Genomic DNA, 22,826 nt, shown 5'->3' with positions numbered 1-22,826 from the left:
GCTCCACACCGCCCCCGGTGTCTCAGGCAAAACCTCCGCAAGCACCCCACTCCGCCTTGCGCCTTCTGAACCGCCTTCTTGCAGCAGGACACCCTTTCACTCCTCCGGCATTCGCCCTCGTCACCCCTGCCTCCCTCCCCCGACCTTTGAACCCGACCGCACGGCCGGCGTATCCGATCGTCTGGCACGGATCCGGGGCCCCCGAGTCGGCGCTATTGCCGGCCCGCCGGATTTGGCCCTTCGCCCACGCGCCGGCCGGCGCGTCAAGCGGCGCCGGGACGGCGGACGTTGCGTCACCGCCACGTTCGGCTCGGCGCCCGACGGCGGCAGGTTCTGACGCAGCGTCAGCACCGGCGCGAACAGGTCGCCGCGCTTCCGCACGCGCTGGAGGACGTCCGCCGGCGCGAAGAACAGCGCGTCCGTCTTTCCGGCCGTCGCCGCGCGCTTCAGTTCCTCCCAGGTCACCGGCGCGGACACGAAGGGTTCGTCGCGTTTCCCGCGCACCGAGTACGGGCCGACCGTGGTCTTCTTCTCGTGGTTCTGACTCCAATCGATGAGCACCTTCCGCACCCGCAGCGCCTTGGACATGTTGCTCACGACGAGGTCGGGGTGGGCCGCCGCCAACCGTTCCGCCAGCGCCTTCGCGAAGGGCGTCGCCCTCGCGTAGGTCACGGGCGTATTCAGCGGCACGTACAGTTGCAGGCCCTTCGAGCCGGTCACCTTCGGGAACGCCTGCAGTCCAAACGTCGCCAACGCCTCGCGTACGTGCCAGCCGACTTCGATGCAGGTCAGCAGGTCCGCGCCCTCGCCCGGATCGAGGTCGAACGCAAGGTGCGTCGGCCGCGTGATGCCCTGCGCCCGGTGGAGAAAGGGATGGAGTTCGATCGCGGCGTCGTTCGCCACCCACGCGAGCGCCTCGGCATCCTGGATCATGAGGTAGTTCACCACCCCACCCTCGGTGCGCGGCACCTGCGTGCGCTCGATCCAGCCGGGGGTGTAGCCCGCCGCGTTCTTCTCGTAGAATCGCTCCCCATGCACGCCGTCCGGCATCCGGATCCGCGTCACGGGCCGGTCTCGGAAATGCGGGAGCAGCGCCGGGGCGATCTCGAGGTAGTACTTCACCAAGTCGCCCTTGGTGAAGTCGTTCCCCGGGAAGAACACCTTCTCCAGGTTCTTGAAATTCACCCGCGCGCCGTTGGTCGTTTGCTTTGCCATGCGCCTCATGGACCCACCCCGCCCTCATTCGTTCTCGGCTCGTCCGGCGCCGCCAATCAGATGTCAGATGTCGGATGTCAGATGTCGGAAGCCGACGGTGCGGTCACGATCCGGCCTCCGGCCGGCATTCTTTCAGCACTTTCTTGGACGCGTTCAGCCCTTCAGCCGTTCAGTCCTTCAGCCTTTTCTTCCTTCAGCCTTGGCGCGGCGCGCGCCGCCGCGCGCCGCGAGCCAGGCGCGCACCGGCAGGTCGTAGAGTCGCAGGCAGACGTGGGCGATGACGATGCTCGCTGCCAGCACCAGCAGGCACAGCGGCCAGGCTTCACTGAGCGTCAGCTTCGCCTCCACCACCCACGCGGTGAAAACGTAGATCAGCGGGTAGTGCGTGATGTAGAGCGGATACGAAAGATCGCCGAGGAACCGGCACGCCCGGCCCGCGATCCCTTCGGTCCTGTCCCCGCACGCACCGAGGTAGACGATCAGCGGAAACACCCCGATGATCACGAAGGAGTCGTACACCCCATTCAGCCAAAGGTATTCCTTACCGCCCACCCGCGGCCATGAGAGCACCACGACCAGCAACAGGCTCGCGGTCAGGAACGCGTGCGGGATGCGGCCAGGACGCGCCACCCGGGACAACAACAGCCCACCCAGGAACGGGAACAGCAGCCGCGTAAAGCCGATCCGCAGCTGGTGGGGCGACAATGCCCAGCCGCCGATCACGTCGCCATGCCGGCTCGTCACCGCCAGGTGCACGAGTGCCACGCCGGCGAGCACAGTCAGGATCGACAGAACCATTTTCGACGCCCGGCGCAGGAACAGCGCGTACAACACGTTGGCGATGTACTCGAAGAACAGCGACCACGCCGGCCCGTCCAGCGGATGCATTTCCTGCCAGCCGCGAATGTCCCACGCACGCGGCACCGGGAGGAGCGTGCAGCCAATGAGCATCACAAGCAGCAACTGCCAGACCGGCACCTGGTCGATCTTCGGGAAGAGCGGGCCGGCCGAGAAATAGAACGCAATCGCGCCGATGATCATGCCCATGATGATCATCGGGTGCAGCCGGATCAGCCGCCGCCGGGCGAAATCACCGAGCGTCATCCGCGACCACCGGTCGTCGTACGCGTACCCGATCACGAAACCGGACAGCATGAAGAAGAAGTCCACCGCCAGATAGCCGTGGTTCATCAACTGCTTCAGATGACTCCCACCCGCGAACGCCTCGAAGATATGGAAACCGACCACCATCAGCGCCCCCACTCCGCGCAGGCCGTCGAGCACCTCGTAGTGGCGTTTCGAATCAGAGAACACGGAAGCAGCAGGGACGGCAGCTGGGCGCATCAGCAAAGTGAAAGATGGAGCGAACGCTAAAGGGAGAGCTGAAGTAAAAGTGAGACGGAAATGGCTGCCACCGGCGAAAGAAGCTGCGCCGCGCGGTGCGAGTAGCTGGCGTGTGCCTACGCGGGAAAGCTCGCCGCACGGCACGCCGTTTCGCGCGATCGCCGGAGTTCCGCCACGCCATCGTCAATGCAGGCCCGGTGCGCGAGCGTCTTCAGGTCAGCGATACCCCGGCTTCGCCGCTCCCCGGCCACCACGAGTCCGCGTTCCCGCAGGAGCGGCGCCCAAAGAAGACAGGCCGCGAGGGCGAGACCGGTGAGGCCGAAGCCTCCCCGTCCCGCGCCCTCGCGGCCACCCAACTACCAACTGCTGACTTGCTACTATAACCCAAATCGGGTCGCGCCTTCAGGGCGCCTCCAACTTCGCCTCGGCTACGGCGGAAAGGACGGCGCGACAGGCAGCCCGATGTTGGCCTCCAACTCCCGGGCTCCCCGCCAGCCGCTTCCGACCACTGACGTCTGACATCTGGCCTCTGACGTCTGGTCTCGGGCTTCAGCCTTTCAGCCCTTCAGTCCTTCAGCCTTTTCTTCACCACGTGTACGTTGCGGAGAAGCGAACGTTGCGGCCGGCGCCGAGGAAGACGCGCTGCGGCAGGTATCCGCCGGCGATGTACTTCTTGTCCGTGAGATTGTTCACGTTCACCTGGAAGCGGTACTTCTTCCACGTGTAGAACAACCCGGCGTCCATCAACGTGCGCGGCGCGACGGTGTAGAGGATCGAGCCGTTCGCCATCACGTATTCATTCTGATAGTTCGCATCGACGCTCACCCCCAGCCCGCGGAACAGGCCCTTCTTGAAGTCGTAGCGAACCAACCCGCTCAATGTGGTCGGGGCCACGGTCTCGATCTGCTTGCCGGCGCCGTCCACCGCATCGGTGTACGAGTACGTCGCGATCAAGCTGAGGTTGTCGGTCGGGCGCCAGAACAGGTCCGACTCCCAGCCCTGATATTTGCCCCCGGAGAGCAGCTCCTGGTAGCTCGTGCCGACGATCGAGCGCGTGCGGTTCGTCAACTCCGTGTCGAAATGCGCGATTGACCAAGAGAGCCGGCCGTCGGGCAGGCTGAACTTCACGCCGTATTCGTCCGAAACCGACATCCGCGGTGGGGCGGCGCCGCCGTCGACGTACGACCCGTCGGGCTGCAGCGCGCCGAGGCGCACGAACTGGGCGTCAAAGTTCTCGTTGTAGCCGTAGTAGAGCGACGCCCAGGTCACGGGCTTCACCACGACGCCGTACTGCTTTGTGTCCTTGATCGAACTCTGTTTCGTCCACGTGCCGGTGGCCGCGGCGTAGTTGTCGATGTTGACCCAGTTGCGGGTGATCCCGCCCGTGGCGATGAGCCGGTCGCTAAACGCCTTCAGCGTGTGCATCGCATACGCCTGCGCGCTGCGCTGCATCGAGCGTGGCACCCACGGCAGCGCCACGACGGGCGTCGGCACGATGGGGGTCTGCGCGCGGTACAGGTTGGCGGGCGCGACCTGGACGTTCGCGCTGCTGGCCTCCTGCCCCGGCCCCTCCTGAAGCAGGTCAAAGCCGAAGATCGTGGTGTTGGCCGTGGGGCCGACGCCGTACTGCAGCACGTTGTCGCTGTAGAGCCGGTACCGGTAGTCCTGCTGCGCGTTGGCCGCCCAGCGCCGCGGGATCGTGCCGTCGGACTGCACCAGCGGCGAGCCGTTCGGCCGGGTGACGGTCCGCAGGTAGTCGGTATACATGTACTGCGCGTTGAGCGAGGTGCGCAGGATCGGGCTCAGCTTCACCCCCGAACGGAAATCCAGCCGGTTGCGCCGCGTGAACTGGTACTCGTTCGGATCGCTCGTCGTGCGCTCCGTCGGCACGTTGAAGAGCTTGTGCTCGAGCCGCAGCTCCGCGGGATTCGAGAGATCGATCGGCACGCCGACGTACTGCGTCTGCTTGTTCCAGTAGTACCCGTACTTCAGCGTCGCATACGCGTCCTCGCTGAACTTGTAGGTGACCGCCGGCGAGAACACATAGCGCTTGGTGGACACGTTTTCGAAAAACGCATCGTCGTCCTGGACGGCGATCACGGCGCGGTAGAGCAACTGCTTGTTCGTCCCCGGCACTGGACCGGTGGAATCCACCTCGACACGATTCGCATCGAACAGCCCTGTCTGCACGCGCACGTAACCGTGCGCCACGGGACGCGGATCCTTCGTCACCCGGTTGACAGTGCCGCCGGCGGAGCCGCCGCGGGCAAAAAGAATCGCGGAGGGGCCTTTCAGCACCTCGATCCGCTCGATCTCGGCGAGGTCCTGGGTGCCCTCGCCCGTCACCCGGAAGCCGTCGGTCGACACCGTCGGACCCGTGCCGCGGATCTTGAACGCCCCCGAGTCCTGCCCAGGCATCGCGGCATCGCTGACGCCACTCACGAAGCGCAGGGCGTCGGACAGGTCGAACGCGCCCACGTCATCGAGAAGCTGGCGGGTGATGACGACCACGGAGCTGGGAATATCGGTGATGCTCAGCGCCGCGCGGCTCGCGCTCAACGAGTTCGAGCCGATGTAGCCGGTGTCCTTGCTGGCATCCACGGTGAACGTGGGCAGGACCACTCTTTCCTCTTCGGCGGGGCGCCCGTCCGGCGCGGTTTGGGCCTGCATGGCCGAGGAGAAGCCGGCGGCGATCAGGCCGGCGGCAAATCTGACGAGGTTGGACGACTTCATTCCTGTAGGTTTCCTGGGTTTAGCGGTCGGGGTGGAACCGCCGTCCGGGCCTCCGGTGGCCGGAGCCACGAGCACTGCGATCGCCCCGGTGGTGGGCTCCTCCCGCGCGATGAGTCGCGTTTGCGCGAGCATCTGCTGGAGGGCCGCCAGGGGCGCGTAGGTGCCGTTCACCGCGTGCGTCCGTACGCCGCGGATGTCCTCGGAGGAGACGAGCAGTTGCACGCCCGCCTGGGCCGAGAATTCCCGCAACGTCACCGCGGCCTCGCCGGCGGCCACGTGGAAGCGGCGGCCGGCACCCTCCCCCGCGTGGACGCGCTCCGGGACCAGCGCGAGCAGCAGCGCCATCAGACAGCCGATGGCGCGCGAACGCAGGGACCTGAGGAGCGGGTGCAGGAGGGAAGACATGCCTGGGAACGAGCGGAAGCTCGGTGGCCCGGGAAGGCGCACGCCCAGAACAACGAGCAGCGCGCGCAGAACTACTAACCACGTCCAAAAGAATCGCCCCGGCCGCGTATTCGCCGCGCCAGCACCACCGGCCTCGTTCGGGCGCGAAGTCATGCGCACACGCCGTTTCCCCCGTCAGCGCGGGGCGAGCTGGATGGCGTCGCCCTGGCGCACGACCGTCACCCCGAAACTGTGCTGCAGCAGCGCGACGAGCGCCTCGTAGCCGTCGGTGCGGAACGTGCCGCTGAACGGGCGCGCCGCGAGCTGCGCGTCGGTGACCACCAGCTTCACGCGGTTGTAGCGGTTGAACTCCGCCACGACCTCGCCCAGCGGCGTGTCGTCAAATTCGAGGCGGCGCTCCTGCCACGCGAGCGCCCGGCGGAGCTGTTCGCCGGAAACCCGCTGCACCTGCACCGCCACGGGCTCCGCGGCGGCCGGCGGTGGCGCGGAGATGACCGCCCGGTCGCCCACCGCGAGATACGCCGGCTCGCCCGTGCCCGCCGCGGGCGGAAGCAGCGGCTGCCGTTTCACCGCGTCGCACACCTGCACCAGCCCCTCGCTCACCAGGACCTCCACCCGAGCATCGCGCGCCCGCACGTTGAAGGCGGTGCCGACGGCACGGACTTCGACGCGACCGGCGGAGACGATGAACGGATGCGCGCGGTCCTTGCGGACCGCGAAGTCGATCTCGCCGCGGACGATCCGCACGCGCCGCTCGTTTCCACGCATGTCGACGTCGATCGCCGAGTCGGTGTTGAGCTGCGCCACCGAACCGTCGGGCAGGTCGATCTTCTGAAACGCCCCCACCGGGGTTTCGGCGAAGTGCTGCGGACCGCGCCACTCCCAGATTCCCAGCGCCAGGAGCGCCAAACCGGCGGCCGCGGCCAGGGAGACCAGCGGGAGCCGCGCGAACCGCCGGCGCCGCCGCGGGGCGAGCGTGTCCGGATCCGGCGCTGCGCCCGGGCGCAGCAGCGTCGCGAGCTGATCGAAATCGCGCCAGGTCTGCTGCAGTTCCTCGAACACCGCGGCATGCTCCGGGCTCTCCTGCAGCCAGCGGACGAAGGCCTCCGTCTCCGCCGCGGTCATGCCCCGGTCGCGGAGGCTGAGCCACACCGCGGCGGTGGCCTCCACCGCCTCGCGCCCCGTCAGGCCATGCTGATCGTCGTTGGCGGGGTTCATGGCTGGGGAGCGCCGACCCCGCGTTGCCGCAGGTGGTCACGCAGGCGCACGACGCCAATGGCGATCTGCGCGTTGACGGTGTTCTCCGAAAGCCCGAGCGAGGTCGCGATCTCGCGATGCGAGAGTCCGTGCAGCTTGCGGAGGGTGAGAATCTGGCGGCAGCGCGTGGGCAGCGCCTGGATGGCCTCGGCCAAGAGCGCCAGCTCCTGGTTGCGCGCGGCGGCCTCGGCGACGTCGGGGCGGTCCTCGAGCACCGGCAGGACCTCGATCTCGGCGACGCAGTCGATCACGGCGATCCGCCGCCGGCGGAAGAAGTCGATCGCGGCATTGCGCGCGGTCGCGAAGACGTACGCCTTGCTGATCTCGGCCGCCGAGTGCTCGCGCGCCTGCAGCAGACGCGCATAGGTTTCCTGCACCAGGTCCTCGATGTCAGGATACGCGGAGAACTTGGACCGCAGGTAGGCGCGGAGCGCAGGCTCGTGAGGTTGGATTTCCTCGGCGAACCATTGGGAAGTCTGTGCGTCGACCGGGGGCACGAAAGGGGGAAAAGCCGGAACGAAAGGGGTGACCTTGGCGGAGCCTGCCGTCCGGCTTCGATGAGTCGAGCCACATAACCGCCAAAAATCGTCGGCGGTCCACTAGTAGTTTTCCCACGGTCGCCCGTTTAGCGGCGATTGGCACGGCGGCGCGCGGGTCTGACGCAGGCGTGATCGCGGATAGCGAGGGGAGAACGAGAAAGCGGATGAGAAAGAGAACGACGACAGGCGGACAGACAGACGGGAGAACGAGAACGAGAAAGATTCGTCCACCTGCGAACCTGCAACTCTCCAACGTGCAACCGGCGCTCCAACGCCGCCTACCCACCTGCAACTCTCCAACCTTAACGGGCGCACCAGCGCCGCCTTACTCCCCGGCTGAGAATGGGATTGTCTCCCCCCGGGGCCGGCGAATCGAATCCCCCGCTTCCTCCAAGGTGCTTCTGCTTATCCTCAAAGTCCTGGGCTGGCTCATCGCGCGCGCGCCGGAGTTTCTTCTCCGCGCGACGGCCGTCGTGCTTGGCGACGTCATTTTCTTCGCGCTTCGACACCGGCTCATCCTCTCCAATCTCCACCACGCGTTCCCCGAGAAGCCCGCGACCTGGCACACGCGCATCGGCCGCGAGAGCTGCCGCCGCATGGTCGAAACCGGACTCCTCTCGCTCGCGACGCCCTTCATTTCCGAAGCCCGCATGCGGCACATCCTACTGGCCTCGCCGACACTCGAGACCGCCATGCGCGCCCGCCTCGCCAACCCCGCCGGGATCGTTTTCGCCGCGCCGCACATCGCGTACTGGGAGACGGAGACCGCGCTCGCCCTCCTCATCCCGCCCGAGTGCTTCCCCGAGTTCGGCATCATCTACCGGCCCCTCGACAACGCCGCCGCCGACGCCTTCGTGAAGCGCTCCCGCGAGCAGTACGGCATGCGCCTGCTTTCGCGCCGCGAGGGTTTCGCCGAGGCCCTCAAGATTCTGCGCCGCCAGGGCGCCGTCGGCGTGCTCTTCGACCAGAACGCCGGCATGCAGGGCGCGCTCACCCTCCTCTTCGACCGCGTCTGCTCCACCAGCGAGCTGTCCGGCCTGATGACCGAGAAGTTCAACGCGCGGCTCTACGGCATCTTCCCGCGGCGCGTCGGCTTCTGGCAGATCCAGATCTGCGTCGATCCGATCCCCCACGCCGGCACGAGCGCCGCCGTCACACTCGCCACCAATCGCTGGCTCGAGCAGTTGCTGCGCGGCGACGAGAACGTCTGCGCTTCCTGGCTCTGGGCCCACGCGCGCTGGCGCAACCAGGACATCCCCACGCGCCGGCTCCGCCTGGAGGCCAAACGCAACCTGCTGGCCGACGACCTGGCCGCCCGCGGCCTCACCCAGCCTCCGCGCCGCACCCGCATCTGGATCCGGCTGCCCAACTGGCTCGGCGACGTGGTCATGGCCCTCCCGCTGCTGCGCGCCCTGCGCGCGTCGCGGCCCGATGCCGAGATCACGCTGGTCGCCCGCGCGCAATTTCTCCCGCTGCTCCAGACCTGGGGTGTCGCGGACCGGCTCCACGCGGTCCCGCCCGAGGGCGGGCTGCGCTACTGGCGCCACTTCTGGCAACTCCGTCGCGAGTACATCGACGTCTGGATCCTCTTCACCAACTCGTTTCGCGGTGACCTCGAGGCGAAGCTCAGCGGCACGCGCCAGCGGTTCGGCATCCTGCGGTCCGGCAAGCGACGCCCGTTTCTCAGCCACGCCTACCGTGTGCCACCGGATTTCGACGAGAGCCGTCGCCACCAGCTCGAGCTCTGGGAAGATTTTCTCGGCCACTTTGGCCTCGCCGTCCCCGCCGACCGCACCCCTCTGGCCGCGGCGGCCACCACGTCCGTGGCTCCGCGCGGCCCGATCGGGCTCCTCCCGGGCTCGGAGAACAACCCCGAGAAGCGCTGGCCCGTCGCCCACTGGCGCGCCGTGATCGAGGCCCTGCCGCAGGAGAACTTCGTCATCTTCGGCACGCCCAAGGACGCCCCGATCGCCGAGGCCGTCGCCGCCGGTTTTGCCCCCGACCGCGTGCGCAACCGCGCCGGCAAGACCGACCTGACCACCTTCGCCGCTGGACTCGCGGGCTGCCGGCTCCTCATCACCAACGACAGCGGCGGCATGCACCTCGCCAATGCCCTCGGCGTTCCCCTCCTCGGGCTCTTCGGCCCGACCAATCCGGTGCGCACCGGCCCGGTCTTTGCAGGTCAGGCATGCATCCTGCAACCGCCCGGTTGCCCCGCCACCGGCGGCGGCCGGCTCGCCGACCTCGCTCCGGCGCGCGTTCTCGAGGCGCTCGCCCAAGCCACGCCGGCACCAAGTTCACAGTGACAAACGCCCGCTGACCCGATCCTCTCACGCGCCCTCCGTATCGCCCGCCACGCCAACGCCTCCGCCTCTCGCTCCCGCCCCGGCCACCATGCCGCTCCTCGCCGTCAACGACCTCCGCACCTACTTTCACACGCGCAGTGGGCTCTACCGCGCGGTGGACGGCGTGAGCTTCTCGATCGAACGCGGCGAAACCCTCGGCATCGTCGGCGAATCAGGCTCCGGCAAATCGGTTACCTGCTACTCGGTCATGGGCCTGGTGCCGCAGCCCCCCGGCCGCATCGAAAGCGGCACCGCGATGTTTGACGGCGTGGATCTCCTGCACTGCACACCGGCGCAATCGCGCGCGATCCGGGGCAAGCGCGTGGCCATGATCTTCCAGGACCCGATGACCTCCCTGAACCCGTACCTGCGGGTCTCCGAGCAGCTCATCGAGCCGTTACTCATCCACGAAAAGGTCTCCCGTCGCGAGGCGCTCGCGCGCGGACTGGAGGCGCTGGAAGCGGTCGGGATCAACGACGCCGCCAGCCGGATTCACCTTTACCCGCACGAGTTCTCCGGCGGCATGCGCCAGCGCGTGATGATTGCGATGGCGCTGATCACCCGCCCCGAGTTGCTCATCGCCGACGAGCCCACCACGGCGCTCGATGTGACGGTGCAGGCCCAGATCCTCGAGCTCATCAAGAAGCTGCAGCACGACTTCGGCATGGCGGTGATTTTCATCACCCACGACCTCGGCGTCGTCTCCGGGCTCTGCGATCGCGTGCAGGTGATGTACGCCGGCCGGATCGTCGAATCCGCCGACGTGCGCCCGCTCTTCTATTCGCCGCGCCATCCGTACACGCGCGCCCTCCAGCGCTCGATCCCCTCGCTCCAGCCCAAGGGCGCGGAGCTTTACACCATCCGCGGCATGCCGCCCGACATCTCCAAACCACTCCCCGGCTGCCCTTTCGCCCCGCGTTGCGAGTTTGCCGCAGAGAAGTGCACCACCACCGCGGTGCAACTGCGCGACTGCGCCCCGGGCCATGCGCACGCCTGCCTCCGCGCTCAACTGGGCGAAATCTGAATCTGACCGCGCCGCCCCGCCGCCATGGCTGAACCGATCCTCGAGCTCATCGACCTGAAGACGCACTTTCCCGTCACCCAGGGCTTTCTGTTCAAGCGCCAGCTGGGGACCGTGAAGGCCGTCGACGGCGTCACACTCTCCCTGCAGCGCGGCGAAGTGCTGGGCCTCGTCGGCGAATCCGGCTGCGGCAAGTCCACGCTCGCCCGCACCATCGTGCAGCTGATCCCGCCCACCAGCGGCACGGTCATCCTCGAGGGGCGCAACCTGTCCGCCGCGACGGACCCGCTGGAGGTGCGCCGCCTGCGTCGCGACTTCCAGATGGTGTTCCAGGACCCGTACGCGTCGCTCAACCCACGCATGACGGTGTTCGACACCCTCTCGGAACCGCTGCGCGTGCACCGCGTCGTCCCCGCGGCGCGCATCGCCGACCGCGTCGCCGAGTTGATGGAACTCGTCGGGCTCGCGCCGCGTTTCGCGCAGAAGTATCCGCACGAGTTTTCCGGCGGCCAGCGCCAGCGCATCGCGATCGCCCGCGCCCTCGCGCTCGAGCCCAGGATCATCATCGCCGACGAACCGGTCTCGGCCCTCGACGTCTCCATCCAGGCCCAGATCCTCAACCTGCTCTCGCAGCTCTGCCGGAAGATGAACCTGTCGCTCATCTTCATCGCGCACGACCTCTCGGTGGTGAAACACATCTCCGACCGCGTCGCCGTCATGTACCTCGGCAAGGTCGTGGAACTCGGGCCGGCCGTGGACGTCATCGAGCGGCCGCTCCATCCGTACACCCGCGCGCTCATCAGCGCGATTCCGCGCCCCGACCCCGACGGCGAGCGCGCCCGCCGCCGGCTCGTGCTGCCCGGCGACCCGCCGTCGCCCATCAATCCGCCCATCGGTTGTCCGTTTCACCCGCGTTGTCCCTACGCGCAGGAGAAATGCCAGGCCGTGCTGCCGCCGCTGATACCGGTGGACGTCGCCCGCACCGCCGCCTGCATCCGGATCGGCGAGATCCCGCCGCCGACCGCCGCGGAGTGAGGCGCGGTGGTGACGGCAGGGCGCGGTGACGCGTCGGACGCCGCTAGAAACGCATCGGCACCTGCACCTTGACCTCGGTCGGCTGTCCGCCACGCCGCGGCGCCTTGAAGACCCACTGGCTCAGCGCGGTTGCGGCCGCCCAGCCGTACTCCTCCTGCGAGGCGGAAATGATGCGCGGCATCCGGCCGCGTCCGTCGCGGTCGATGACGAACTCGACCACCGCCTCCCCCTTTTCCGATTCGGGCCGCGTAGACGGCGCCTGCGGCGGCACGCGATAGATCGGCGTCAGCGGCTCATCGAGGCCGCGACCGCCTTTGAGACTGTTGGCACGCTCGAGCTGCACCAGCCGCGTGAGCCACTCAGGACCCTCGGGCGTGCCCGTCGCGGCGACGGCCTTGAACGTGTGCGTCGCGAGCAGCGGCGCATCCACGCGCCGACCGCGCACGGCTGCCGGCTCGAAAACCCACGTCTCGACCGCCGCCATCAGGGCCGCGCCAAACGCGGGATCGGTCGCCTCGCGCACCTTCACGTTGGTCACGGCGCCTGACGCCAGGACGGTGAACTCGACTTTGGCCGAGCCGCCTTCGCCCTTGATCAGCAGCGCATGCGGCCAGACCGGATCGGCCATCGCGAGGAGGGCCGGCGCCGCCGGCGGCTCGGCGCCATCGGGCGCCGTGATGCCGTTCACCGCGAGCGTCTTCTCCCGATTGGGCGCCGCCGGATCGATGTAGGCAACGTCGCCCACCAGTTCGGTCGCCGGCGTCACATCGCCCTGCCGCGCCGGTGAAAAGGTCCACTTCGCCGACGACTCCAGCGCTGGCAGGATGAAATCAGCGTGTGACGCGCGGAGGACGCGCAGCCCCTGCGGCTTGCCCTCAGGCGTGACGATGCAGCCGAAGATCACTGTGCCCGGGAGGCCACGGCCCACGAGCGCCTTCGGGTACTCGCCAAGCGGGCCATCCTCGAGCTTCGCCGCCGTGCGTTTCACCAGCTCGGGCTGCAGGTTGCTCGGCGGCAGCAGCCCAGGCTTCGGGTTCTTCCCCCGCACGTGCTCGAACGGCACGTCGAGGCACATCGCCGCATACTGTCCGTTGTCCACGCCCGGCGTGTAGGTCCATTGCTTTGCCGCCGCCAGCGCTGCCTCGCCAAACGCGGGCACCGAGGCCTTGAGCACGCGGGCCGACGTGATTGCGCCAGAGGCGTCCACGACCACGCGGATGACGGCGTTCGCCTTCTCCACGGAGGTATCGGCAAATGTCGCCGGCACCCAGGTTTTCACCAGCGGGATCGATTCGGCCAGCGGGGCCGCCGGAGCAGCCGCCGCAGGGGCCGGGGCGTCGGCGGCGAGCAGCCGCGACGCGAACAGTAAAGCAGAACAGCACAACAGACGTGGTAGCGCGTGCATGGAGAGGAGACGTGCAAGCTGCCTGCACCAATCCGGCGCGTCACGCCGAATTCCCTCCTGTACGCAAAACGGGTTTGCCGGCGTCCAGCGTGCGGGAAGCAGGTGGCGCGAACGGTTTCCGTCACGCGACGCAGCGCGCGCATTTTGCGCTTTGCGGCGCCGCAATTTTGCGCGCAGAAACGCCGGCTCTTTTCATGCCGATACAGCCGACCGAACTTTCACTCGAATCCATCAACATCCAAGGGGGCACGCAGGCCCGGGTTCGTACCAACGACGACGCCATCGAGAGCTACGCCGACGAAATGAGCCAGGGGACGGTGTTCCCGCCGATCACCGTGTACTTTGACGGCGCCACCCACTGGCTGGCCGACGGATTTCACCGTTATCTCGCCGCCAAGCGCATCGGCCGCGATACGATCCTCGCCGAGGTAAACGCGGGGGGCCGCACCGACGCGCTGCGGCACGCATTGGGCGCGAACGCCACGAACGGCGTCTATCGCACCAACGACGACAAGCGGAACGCCGTGGAAATCGCCCTCGAGGAGTGGCCCGACCTGGCCAATCCCGTGCTCGCCGAGATCTGCCGCGTCTCGCCGGAACTCGTCCGCCGCCGGCGCACCGAACTCACCCAGTCGGGCAGGTTGCAGCGCGCGGAGCGCGTCACTGGCCGCGACGGCAAGGAATACCCGGCGCAGATCGAGCGTCAGCCGCGCGGCAAGACGGAGGAATCCTCGCGTGATCGCGATGGCGGTGGTGGCGGCGGCGGTTTCAGCAAGGGCAAGGGCGATGGTGGCGCGCTCGGCGGCACGTCCATCGAGCTCGAGCAGGAAGCCCGCGCGATGATCCGCAAAGGCGAGATCAACCCCTTTGAACTGCGCGGCATGGCCACGGCCAACGCCCTCGATTACGCCGACGCGGTGATCACGTTGCTGCAGACGATGAAGCCCGACGATCCCCGTCGGAAGGAAGGTCTGTCGAAGATCCGCAACTGGATCGACAAGGCCCTCGCCGGCTGAGCCCCGCGCGAGCGACCGGCCCCCCCGGCGGGGCATCGCTCGCCAGCGGGTTCTCGTTCTCGTTCTCGTTCTCGTTCTCATGAGGTCGCACCACCCGGCCGAGCGCGCGCCGGCACCTGGTCGGCGAGAACGTGCATGATTTCGAGGTGAGAACGGTTTCAGCCGGCGGCGATCGCGGCGAGATTGCCGCCGATCGCCCCGCCCTCTCCGCCGCCGCTGCCCCGCGGTAAATTTCAGCGTGGCGGCGGCCCGGCATTTGCGGCAAGGTCGCCGGCCGTTCCCCCTAACCCTGCCGCCACGCCGTCCCTCCCATGAAGCCGCTTTCCCTCCTGGCTGCATTCCTCCTGCTCCGCGCCGTGTCCACCGCCGAAGTCGCCCCGTTTGCGATGCCGCCCACGCGCCCGACGCCGAACGTTGCGACGCCGGCCCCCGGCGCGGTCTCGCCTGAAGCGGTTGCGGACAATCCGGAGCTCGCGCGACTTTTCCGCGAAGATCAGGACGACCGGCAGGCGGGGCAGGTCATTGATTGGTCAAAGGTGATCCCGCGGGATGCCGCGCGCGTGAAGCGAGCGAAAGAACTCTACAACCGCGGCCTGCTCCGCACCGGCGGCGACTACTTCCATGCTGCGATGGTCCTCCAGCGCGCCGACGCCGCGGACGACTTTCTCCTCGCGCACGAGCTGTGCATCGTCGCCCTGCTGAAGGGCGAAAAGCGCGCGCGCTGGCTCGCCGCCGCGAGCGAGGACCGCTTCCTCCTCAAGATCGGCCGCCCCCAGCGCTTCGGCACGCAATACCGCGGTCGCGGTGACGCCGCCGCCGAACCGGCCACCGGGCCCGCTGCCGTCAGCGACGCCCTCCGGCGCGAGTTCAACGTCACGCCGGCACCGGCAGGAAAGTAGGTCAGGTCGCCGGGCGTGACCGGCTACTCTCTTTCTCGCGCCGGGCGTCAGCGGCGCCCGGCCGGGGTTTGAGAGTACGAGAACGAGAAAGAGAACGAGAACGACTCAAGGCTGCCCCCTCACTCCGGCCGTGTATCCGTCGTCCCACTCTCACTCTCACTTTCACTCTCACTTTTCTTGGCCTTCATCCGGGCCCACACCTCCGCCTGCAGCAGGAGGCATTCGTTTTCGATCTCGCGGCGATCCTGCTCGGTGAGGTTCGCCAGCACCGCCGGTGAAAAGGCGGGCAGTTGCTTCGGCTCGTCGTAGATCCACCACTGATTCTTCAGGCTCACGGCAATGACCACATGTCCCGTGGTCGCGGCCTCCACCCGGCGGCGTTCAAACTCGGCGCGGTCTTCGCCAGTCAGGCTTGCGCCGTCGGGGTCGAGCCGCACCGGCCACGCCCCGTATTGCAGCTGGGCGACGGCGCGGCGACGCTCGATCATTCCGCCAATCTCCTCGCGGGCGCGTTCGCGCGATACTGGCGTCGCTGCCGTCCCCAGGTCGCGCTCCGGTGGCCGCGCGTACTGCAGCGTCTTCGGTAGCTGCGGCTCCAGCCGGAGCAGCTGCCGCTCGGTCTCGGCAATCTGCGCGTCAAATTCCTGTAGTTGACGCTCCTGCCGCGCCCGCACGCTGGCCAGATGAGCGGCCCCGGCCGCGTCGCCCTCCTTCGTCACGAGCCACGCGTTGCCATCGATCGTCTTCTTCAGCTCGTCCCGCAGCGGCACGAGCCGGTGGCGTTTGGCGCCATACCCAATTGCCAGTACTTCCGCGAACGAGCGGCCATTGATCTTCTGCCGCACCACCGCGTCGATGGCCTCCGAACCGGTCGCCTCCCGATCGACCATCACGCCCAGCCGGATCTCCTGCAGCATCGCGTCGAACTCCCGCCACTCATCCGCCGTGTGCCGGCCGGAGTTGACCCGGCGCCACTCGGCCAGGCCCCGGCTGGTCTGGGCTTGGACCGGCGGCGGGGGCGCGGCTGCGCGTTTGCAGGCGGTTGGCGCGAGCACCACCAGACCCGCGATCAAGACTGTGGATACACGTGATCGCACCCCCGAAGCGTAGCGGCCGTCTCATGTCGCGCAACCCCGCATCCGAAGCCGGTTCCACGTCAAATCGGCATTGCCGCCGGCCTCATGACTCCCTTTGTTGACCCAACCCCAAACTCCGCCGGCTCCAGCTCCGTCGCTCATGAATCCTGGTATTTACCACGTCAAATTCACCTCCTCCCGTCACACGTACGGCGAAGGCCTCGCGGTCTTCCGGAACGGCACGATCAATGGCGGTGACCTTGGGTACTACTATCTCGGCCGCTTCGAAGTGACGCCGGCCGGCGTCACGGCGCAGCTCAAGATTCGAAAGTGGAATCCCCCGATCGATTCCGTGTTCGGGAACCTCGCCGAGTTTGATCTCGAATTGAAGGGCACCATGGCCGCGGACCACACCACCTTCTCCGTCACCGGCAGCACGCCGCAGCGCCCGGGCGCCTCGATCACCGTCACCGGCCAGCGGCTCTCCGACACGCTGGACTAGCCGAGTCGTGCCGTCGGCCGGTCGCGCCGGCGCTCACGTTTCACCGCCGCGCATCTGCTGCGTGGCCGCCGCCGCGAGCGCGGCTCGATTCACCTTCCCCTGCGCGTTGCGCGGCCAATCCGCGAGCGCGACGAAGTCCTTCGGGCGCTGGTACGGCGCCAGTTCCTGGGCCGCCCGCGCGAGGTCCGGTGCGGCGTCCGCCGCCGGGTAGCACGCGACCACCCGCTCACCCCACTCCGGGTCCGGCAACCCAATCACCGCCACGTCGGAGAACTGCCCGCTCGCCCGCAGCGCCGCCTCGACGATCGAGGGCTGCACTTTCTTGCCGCCGGTGATGATCACCGCGTCGCTGCGGCCCAGCAGGTGGAGGCGCCCCTGCTCGTCCAACCGCCCGAGATCCTGGGTGACGAACTCCGCTTCACGCCGCCAGGAGGGAAAATAGCCGTGAAAGAGCGACTCGCCGCCGAGCACCACGTGGCCGTCCCCATCGATGCGCACGGAGGCATGCGGCATCACCGTGCCGACGCTGCGGTCGCCCGCGAGAAACTCCTTGGGCCGCTGCGCCACCACCATCGCGGCCGTTTCGGTCATCCCATAACTCTGCGCCATGGGCACCCCGGCCCGCGCCGCCGCGTCCGCGAGCGCCGGCCACACCGGTCCGCCGCCGAGCAGCACGAGGTTGAAGCGCCGAAGCCAGGCCGTCGCTGACTCCGAAAGCAGGAGGCGCTGCAGCTGCGTGGGCACGAGCGAGATCACCCACGGACCCGCCGCGACCGGCCGGGGAAACTCACCGGCCTCGAGCGCCTTCCATTCCCAGGGCAGATATTCGCCGTCGGTCATGCCGCAGCGCACCCGCGCCATCAGCCCGCTCACGTGCCACGGGGGCAGCACGCCAACGGTGTTCACCTGCTCGAGGTCGAAGTGATCGCAGAAACCGCGCACGGCCGCGCCGAGCGTCTGCTCGTCGTGGCGCGCCAGCTTCATCCCGCCGCCTGACCCGCCGGTGCGCACGCAGAGCCAGCCTTCGTCCTCGCGGGCCGTCCTCGCCTCCGCCTCAGCCATCAACGCCTCGGCCGCGGTCCGCTCCGCCGGGCTCCAGGTGGGATCGCGCAGGAACACGAAGCTGCCGTGCCGTTCGGCACAGCCCGTGGCGCGCAGCAATGCGTTCAGCGCAGCACGTTCCATGACGCCTCCGGATCAAGCCGCGCCACGTCCTGCTCCCGGATAAACGGAGCCGCGACCGGCCCGTCGAAGCGCGCGTCCGCAAAGAGCGGCCACACGCCGAACCCGAGCGCCTTCCGCTCGCCGCTCCACGCGAACGCCACGCGCAGCGCGCCGCGCGCGCCCACCGCCGTTTCGAGCGCGGACGAAAACACGACCGTCGCGCCCGCCGCGCGCAATCGCGCGAGCGCCGGCTCCACTTCGCCGAGCAGCGTTGGCTTCACCACAAACCAGCCCGGCCAGCCGAGCGCGAGCCAACGCTCGACGTCGCCCGCGCCCACGACCGACTCATCCAGCGCGATCGGCGTGGGGAAGTCATGCGCCAGGCCGAGCAGCAGATCGTCGCCGCGGCGTAACGCCGCCTCGCCCGCCGACGCCGGCACATGATGCGGCTGTTCGACAAACTCGATCGGCCGCTCCGCGCAGCGCTCGAGCCACCGCTCGGCCAGCCGTCGCTCCCACGCGCCATTCGCGTCGAGCCGCAGCTTCGCGCCCGCCGGCAACGCGGCACAGAGTTCATCGAGCACGCCGAGTTCCTCGCCCGCATCGCCGACGCCGACCTTCCATTTGAAGACGCGAAAGCCGCCTTCGATCCGCGCGCGCAGCGCGTCCACTGCGGGGCGCCCGGCCGGCAGCAGCGCCGCAACACTCCGATAGGCGTTCTCACCCGCTGCGTTCGCCGCCGGCGTCGCCGCGCCCGAGGTCGCGAGCTCCGCCCGCGCCATGGCCAGCGCCGCCCGCGTGCAGCCCAGCGCCACCGGCACCGCCTCCAGCTGCGCCAGCGTCGGCCACTCGCCGAGCGCGCGCAGCGTCTCCTCCGCCACCTCCATCGTCTCCGTGCCGAATGCCGGGATCGGCGCCACTTCCCCCCACCCCACCCGGCCGTCCTCGGCTGTCAGCCGCAGCACGAGGCCGGCGCGTTCCGTCCACACCGCATGCGCCGTGCGCACGCGCACGCGGAGCGGCAGCCGGTAGCGGCGATACTCGAGGTGAATCGGCATCACGTTGATCAGCACGCGTCCCGCGAGCCGCAGCAAGTTCCAAAAAGTTTCCCGTTGCAGTTGGCCGCCCCCCACGTACTTCGTTCATGGCAACCTATGATCAAGGTTGCATCGACTCCCTCCACCAGTCCGGCCGCCACCGACGCGGATTTTTATCTGCCGGCCGACGAGTTCTTCCCCGCCAACCGCCCGATGGCGTTGACGTTCGATGACGTCTCCCTGGCGACGTTGTACTCGGAGATCCTGCCGAAGGATGCGGACACCGCCACCTCGCTGAGCGCGGCGGTGCGGCTGCAGATTCCGATCATCTCCGCGGACATGGACACCGTGACCGAGTCGCGCATGGCCATCGCGATGGCCCTGAATGGCGGCCTCGGCCTGATCCATTACAACATGGCGCCCAAGGACCAGGTAAAGGAGGTCGCCCGCGTGAAACGCCACATCCACGGGCTGATCCAGGACCCGATCACCGCGCAGCCGGACCAGCTCATCGGGGCGGTGCTCGACAAGATCGAGAGCAAGCGCTTCGCGTTCTCGACCTTCCCGGTCGTCGATGCCAACGGCCTCCTCGTGGGCCTGCTCTCGGGCAATGTCGTCAAGGAGCGCTACAAGACCAAGAAGGTCGCCGAGATCATGACGCCCCGCGCGCACCTGATCACTGCCGACGCCGAGGCGGTCGCGCAGGATCCAATCAAGGTCGCGGACGCCTTCTTCAATGAACACGTCGGCATCAACAAGATGCTCGTGGTCGACGCAACGGGCCGGCTGCGCGGGCTGATCACCGCCTCCGACGTCGAACGCATCACCTCCGAATCCAAGTCCCGCCGGAAGCCCTCGCGCGACGCGCAATTCCGCCTGCTGGTCGGCGCGGCGCTCTCGCCTGTCCGCAAACCCGATGGCTCGCTTGATCGCGACAAGATCATTGAGCACGTCGGTCATCTGGTCGCCGAGCACGTCGACTGCGTCGCGGTCTCGACCGCCCACGGCCACTCGAAAGGGGTCGGCGAAGTTGTCCGTGTGGTCCGTGAGGCCTTCAAGGACCTCACGATCATCGCCGGCAATGTCACCACCGCGTCCGGCGTCGCGTACCTTGCCGAAGCCGGCGCGAACGCGATCAAGATTGGCCAGGGACCGGGCTCGATCTGCACCACCCGCATCGTGGCAGGCGTAGGTATCCCTCAGCTCACGGCGCTGTACGTCGCCAGCCGCGCGGCCCAGGCCGCCGGCGTGAAGATCATTGCCGACGGCGGCATCACCAAGTCGGGCGACATCGTGAAGGCGCTGACGCTCGCCGATGCCGTGATGTGTGGCGGCCTGCTCGCCGGTTGCCGCGAGGCCCCGGGCGAGATCCTCGAGATCAACGGCAAGGTCTATAAGCAGTACCGCGGCATGGGCACGCTGGCGGCGATGAAGGCCGGCAGCGCCGCCCGTTACGGCCACGACAAGAACGACACCACGCGCAAGATCGCAGCCGAAGGCATTGAGGCGCTCAAGGAAGTCAGCGGCTCGATCGACGACGTCCTGGCCAACCTCATCGGCGGCATCCAGAGCGGCATGGGCTACCTCGGCGCCGCCACGCTGCCCGACCTGCGGGAAAAGGCGCGCTACACGCGCGTCAGCCCCGCCGGCCAGAAGGAGGCCGCGCCGCACGACGTGATCGAGGTTTCCACGCGCGCCAACGCGTAAGTCACCGGGAGCCGACGGCCGGTGCTCTTGCCGGTCGTTGGCGCCGCCCCGCCCGGGTCCGGCCGGGGCCTTGACGACTTTGATAGCGTTCACGTTGGACAGCGGGAAAGCCGACTGATGCCCTCGCTGTCCGCCTGATGCACGAATCGACCACCCTTACCACCATAGCCGCGCTGGGTTTCACCGTGGCGTTCTTCCACGCCGCGATCCCGACGCACTGGCTGCCGTTCGTGCTGGTGGGGCGCGCACGGCGGTGGGGCCGAGGCAAGACGATCCTGGTGACCGTGGCGGCGGGCCTGGGCCACGTGGCGCTGACGAGCCTCATCGGTCTCGGGATCGCGTGGCTCGGTTTCGAACTCAGCGCGACGCTCGGCGAAGTGTTTCACTACATCGCGGCCGGCGTGCTCGCCGTGATGGGCGGATTCTATCTGTGGCGGCAATGGCGCGGCATGGGCATCTGCCATCATCATCCGCCGGGAAGCCAGCACCGCCCCGACCCGCACTGCGGCGAGGAACATGACGACCACACGCACTGGGATGAGGAGCTGAAGGACAGCCACCTGGTTTCGCAACGCGCGGGCGACACCGCGGCGGTGGGCGGATTGTTCCTGATGCTGACGGTTTCCCCCTGCGAGGCGTTCCTCCCGGTCTACCTCTCGGGCGTCCAGTTCGGGTGGCGCGGCTTCGTGGTGCTGAGCGTCATTCTCGCGCTGGCGGCGCTCGCCGGCATGACGCTGTTCACCTGGCTGGCGCTGTTCGGCTTCGACCGCATTCGCATCCAGCGCTTCGAGCGCCACGAAGCCGGCCTGCTCGGCATCCTCTTCCTCGCGCTCGCCGTCCTGGTCGTCGCCTTGGAGTGAGGCGCCCCCCGCTCTCTTGCTCATTCTCTTCCTCTTGCTCTTGCTCTCCTCCGTTCCGCCGCGGCTGCTCTCCGTCTGCGCGAAGCGGTCGGAGGTAGTGCCTCAGTACGCGCGCCAGCAAGAGAAAGAGTAGGAGTAAGAGTAAGGCGTCGGAGCAAGATGCCCGACTGACTCACGGATTGGTGAGAACGAGAAAGAGAACGAGAGGGATATTCAGTGCAGCGACTTGCCTTCCACTTTCACTCTCACTCTCACTTTCACTCCCACCGATGACTGGCCAACCCACACCCCACGATGTGCGCGGCTACCTGCTCGCGCTCCAGGACTCGATTTGCGCGGCCCTCGAGGCCGAGGACGGCGACGGCCGTTTTGCGACGGACGACTGGACGCGCGACGCAAGCGCCGCCGGAGCGCTCGGCGGCGGCGGGCGCACGAGGATTCTCACCGAGGGGGGCGTGTTCGAGAAGGCGGGCATCGGCTTCTCCCATGTGCGCGGCGCGGCGTTGCCGCCCTCGGCCACAGGGCACCGGCCGGAACTCGCCGGCCAACCCTGGGAGGCGATGGGCGTTTCGTTGGTGATCCACCCCCGCAACCCGTATGTGCCCACGAGCCACGCCAACGTGCGCTTCTTCTGCGCGGGCGCACCGGGCGAGGAGGCCACGTGGTGGTTCGGCGGCGGATTCGACCTGACGCCGTACTACGGCTTCGAGGAGGACTGCGTCCACTGGCACCGCACGGCGCAGGCGGCGGTCGCGCCGTTCGGCGACACGCTCTACCCGCGCTTCAAGGCGTGGTGCGACCGGTACTTCTTTCTCAAGCATCGCCAGGAGCCGCGGGGGATCGGCGGGCTCTTCTTCGACGACTTCAACGAGCTCGGCTTCGCCCAGTCCTTCGCGCTCCTCCGCGCGGTGGGCGACGCCTACGTGCGCGCGTACCAGCCGATCGTCGCACGCCGCAAGGGCCTCGCCTTTGGCGACCGCGAACGCCGATTCCAGCTGTACCGGCGCGGACGCTACGTGGAATTCAACCTGGTCTGGGACCGTGGCACGCTCTTCGGCCTGCAGAGCGGCGGCCGGGCGGAGTCGATCCTCATGTCACTTCCCCCACTCGTGCGCTGGGACTACGACTGGCATCCCGAGGCAGGTTCGCCCGAGACCCGGCTGTACGACGTCTTCCTCAAGCCTCGCGACTGGGCCGCGGGCTGAGACTCGCCCGGCTCGGGCCTCGAGCCGACTTCGAGGTTCGAAAGTCGCAGGTTGGAATGTT

Annotated in this window: 18 protein-coding genes; 9 read left to right on the top strand and 9 right to left on the bottom strand. The window is 68.2% G+C overall.

Annotation, left to right across the window (positions count from 1 at the left end; genetic code table 11):
• Positions 1–120 precede the first annotated feature (120 nt).
• The 5 genes from ligD to DB354_RS21765 all read right to left on the bottom strand — a co-directional run bounded on the left by ligD (position 121) and on the right by DB354_RS21765 (position 7,451).
• Positions 121–1,215, bottom strand: a complete 1,095-nt coding sequence (gene ligD, locus DB354_RS21790) for a non-homologous end-joining DNA ligase (protein WP_233256725.1) — start codon at positions 1,213–1,215, stop codon at positions 121–123.
• Between the two features lie 177 nt (positions 1,216–1,392).
• Entirely contained in the window at positions 1,393–2,559 is a 1,167-nt protein-coding gene (locus DB354_RS21785) for an acyltransferase (RefSeq protein ID WP_107837739.1), read from the bottom strand.
• A 585-nt stretch (positions 2,560–3,144) separates the two neighbouring features.
• Positions 3,145–5,697 carry a TonB-dependent receptor gene (locus DB354_RS21775; RefSeq protein WP_158277660.1) on the bottom strand — a complete coding sequence of 851 codons (2,553 nt, stop codon included), beginning with the start codon at positions 5,695–5,697 and terminating at the stop codon, positions 3,145–3,147.
• 174 nt (positions 5,698–5,871) lie between these two features.
• The gene (locus DB354_RS21770; RefSeq protein ID WP_107837736.1) at positions 5,872–6,915 is read right to left on the bottom strand and encodes a FecR domain-containing protein; all 1,044 of its coding nucleotides are present in this window, start codon (positions 6,913–6,915) and stop codon (positions 5,872–5,874) included.
• Positions 6,912–7,451, bottom strand: a complete 540-nt coding sequence (locus DB354_RS21765) for an RNA polymerase sigma factor (protein WP_107837735.1) — start codon at positions 7,449–7,451, stop codon at positions 6,912–6,914. The genes DB354_RS21770 and DB354_RS21765 overlap by 4 nt, the downstream gene beginning before the upstream one ends.
• A 437-nt stretch (positions 7,452–7,888) precedes the next feature.
• On the opposite strand from DB354_RS21765, the gene DB354_RS21760 reads away from it, so the two are divergent.
• The 3 genes from DB354_RS21760 (at position 7,889) to DB354_RS21750 (ending at position 11,894) form a co-directional block, all read left to right on the top strand.
• Entirely contained in the window at positions 7,889–9,799 is a 1,911-nt protein-coding gene (locus tag DB354_RS21760; RefSeq protein ID WP_158277659.1) for a glycosyltransferase family 9 protein, read from the top strand.
• Between the two features lie 88 nt (positions 9,800–9,887).
• A complete protein-coding gene (locus tag DB354_RS21755) occupies positions 9,888–10,862 on the top strand; it encodes an ABC transporter ATP-binding protein (protein ID WP_107837733.1) in 975 nt (324 codons plus the stop codon).
• Between the two features lie 24 nt (positions 10,863–10,886).
• Positions 10,887–11,894, top strand: coding sequence for an oligopeptide/dipeptide ABC transporter ATP-binding protein (locus DB354_RS21750; protein WP_107837732.1), 1,008 nt, complete (start codon positions 10,887–10,889; stop codon positions 11,892–11,894).
• 43 nt (positions 11,895–11,937) lie between these two features.
• On the opposite strand, the gene DB354_RS21745 is transcribed toward DB354_RS21750, so the two are convergent.
• Positions 11,938–13,299 (bottom strand): TonB family protein, encoded by a 1,362-nt coding sequence (locus DB354_RS21745; protein WP_107837731.1) that lies wholly within the window; start codon positions 13,297–13,299, stop codon positions 11,938–11,940.
• A 194-nt stretch (positions 13,300–13,493) separates the two neighbouring features.
• Here DB354_RS21745 and DB354_RS21740 point away from each other — a divergent pair, with 194 nt between their 5' ends.
• Positions 13,494–14,315 carry a ParB/Srx family N-terminal domain-containing protein gene (locus tag DB354_RS21740; protein WP_107837730.1) on the top strand — a complete coding sequence of 274 codons (822 nt, stop codon included), beginning with the start codon at positions 13,494–13,496 and terminating at the stop codon, positions 14,313–14,315.
• 311 nt (positions 14,316–14,626) lie between these two features.
• Positions 14,627–15,214 carry a hypothetical protein gene (locus DB354_RS21735; protein ID WP_107837729.1) on the top strand — a complete coding sequence of 196 codons (588 nt, stop codon included), beginning with the start codon at positions 14,627–14,629 and terminating at the stop codon, positions 15,212–15,214.
• Positions 15,215–15,333: 119 nt separating this feature from the next.
• On the opposite strand, the gene DB354_RS21730 is transcribed toward DB354_RS21735, so the two are convergent.
• The gene (locus DB354_RS21730; RefSeq protein ID WP_107837728.1) at positions 15,334–16,287 is read right to left on the bottom strand and encodes a hypothetical protein; all 954 of its coding nucleotides are present in this window, start codon (positions 16,285–16,287) and stop codon (positions 15,334–15,336) included.
• A gap of 163 nt (positions 16,288–16,450) precedes the next feature.
• Between DB354_RS21730 and DB354_RS21725 the strand changes: the two genes are divergently transcribed.
• A complete protein-coding gene (locus tag DB354_RS21725) occupies positions 16,451–16,792 on the top strand; it encodes a GrlR family regulatory protein (RefSeq protein WP_107837727.1) in 342 nt (113 codons plus the stop codon).
• A gap of 33 nt (positions 16,793–16,825) precedes the next feature.
• Here the strand turns inward: DB354_RS21725 and DB354_RS21720 are convergent, their stop codons facing one another.
• Together DB354_RS21720 and menC are read right to left on the bottom strand one after the other, a co-directional pair.
• Positions 16,826–17,977, bottom strand: coding sequence for an AMP-binding protein (locus DB354_RS21720; protein WP_107837726.1), 1,152 nt, complete (start codon positions 17,975–17,977; stop codon positions 16,826–16,828).
• Positions 17,959–19,050 (bottom strand): o-succinylbenzoate synthase, encoded by a 1,092-nt coding sequence (gene menC / locus DB354_RS21715; protein WP_233256724.1) that lies wholly within the window; start codon positions 19,048–19,050, stop codon positions 17,959–17,961. Before menC ends, DB354_RS21720 begins: the two co-directional genes overlap by 19 nt.
• Before the next feature lie 60 nt (positions 19,051–19,110).
• Between menC and DB354_RS21710 the strand changes: the two genes are divergently transcribed.
• The 3 genes from DB354_RS21710 (at position 19,111) to hemF (ending at position 22,765) form a co-directional block, all read left to right on the top strand.
• Positions 19,111–20,700 carry an IMP dehydrogenase gene (locus tag DB354_RS21710; RefSeq protein ID WP_107837725.1) on the top strand — a complete coding sequence of 530 codons (1,590 nt, stop codon included), beginning with the start codon at positions 19,111–19,113 and terminating at the stop codon, positions 20,698–20,700.
• Positions 20,701–20,837: 137 nt separating this feature from the next.
• Entirely contained in the window at positions 20,838–21,560 is a 723-nt protein-coding gene (locus DB354_RS21705) for a hypothetical protein (protein ID WP_107837724.1), read from the top strand.
• A gap of 269 nt (positions 21,561–21,829) precedes the next feature.
• Positions 21,830–22,765, top strand: a complete 936-nt coding sequence (gene hemF / locus DB354_RS21700) for an oxygen-dependent coproporphyrinogen oxidase (protein ID WP_107837723.1) — start codon at positions 21,830–21,832, stop codon at positions 22,763–22,765.
• Positions 22,766–22,826 lie beyond the last annotated feature (61 nt).

The organism is Opitutus sp. ER46, assembly GCF_003054705.1.
Classification (GTDB): domain Bacteria; phylum Verrucomicrobiota; class Verrucomicrobiia; order Opitutales; family Opitutaceae; genus ER46.
The sequence above is the reverse complement of the archived record's forward strand: the minus strand, read 5'-3'. Positions and strand labels throughout refer to the sequence as shown.

Bases quoted from the DNA above. Each gene is read 5' to 3' on its own strand.
- ligD (WP_233256725.1), bottom strand. From the start codon at position 1,215: ATGGCAAAGCAAACGACCAACGGCGCGCGGGTGAATTTCAAGAACCTG.
- DB354_RS21785 (WP_107837739.1), bottom strand. From the start codon at position 2,559: ATGCGCCCAGCTGCCGTCCCTGCTGCTTCCGTGTTCTCTGATTCGAAA.
- DB354_RS21775 (WP_158277660.1), bottom strand. From the start codon at position 5,697: ATGTCTTCCCTCCTGCACCCGCTCCTCAGGTCCCTGCGTTCGCGCGCC.
- DB354_RS21770 (WP_107837736.1), bottom strand. From the start codon at position 6,915: ATGAACCCCGCCAACGACGATCAGCATGGCCTGACGGGGCGCGAGGCG.
- DB354_RS21755 (WP_107837733.1), top strand. From the start codon at position 9,888: ATGCCGCTCCTCGCCGTCAACGACCTCCGCACCTACTTTCACACGCGC.
- DB354_RS21750 (WP_107837732.1), top strand. From the start codon at position 10,887: ATGGCTGAACCGATCCTCGAGCTCATCGACCTGAAGACGCACTTTCCC.
- DB354_RS21745 (WP_107837731.1), bottom strand. From the start codon at position 13,299: ATGCACGCGCTACCACGTCTGTTGTGCTGTTCTGCTTTACTGTTCGCG.
- DB354_RS21740 (WP_107837730.1), top strand. From the start codon at position 13,494: ATGCCGATACAGCCGACCGAACTTTCACTCGAATCCATCAACATCCAA.
- DB354_RS21735 (WP_107837729.1), top strand. From the start codon at position 14,627: ATGAAGCCGCTTTCCCTCCTGGCTGCATTCCTCCTGCTCCGCGCCGTG.
- DB354_RS21725 (WP_107837727.1), top strand. From the start codon at position 16,451: ATGAATCCTGGTATTTACCACGTCAAATTCACCTCCTCCCGTCACACG.
- DB354_RS21720 (WP_107837726.1), bottom strand. From the start codon at position 17,977: ATGGAACGTGCTGCGCTGAACGCATTGCTGCGCGCCACGGGCTGTGCC.
- DB354_RS21710 (WP_107837725.1), top strand. From the start codon at position 19,111: ATGATCAAGGTTGCATCGACTCCCTCCACCAGTCCGGCCGCCACCGAC.
- DB354_RS21705 (WP_107837724.1), top strand. From the start codon at position 20,838: ATGCACGAATCGACCACCCTTACCACCATAGCCGCGCTGGGTTTCACC.
- hemF (WP_107837723.1), top strand. From the start codon at position 21,830: ATGACTGGCCAACCCACACCCCACGATGTGCGCGGCTACCTGCTCGCG.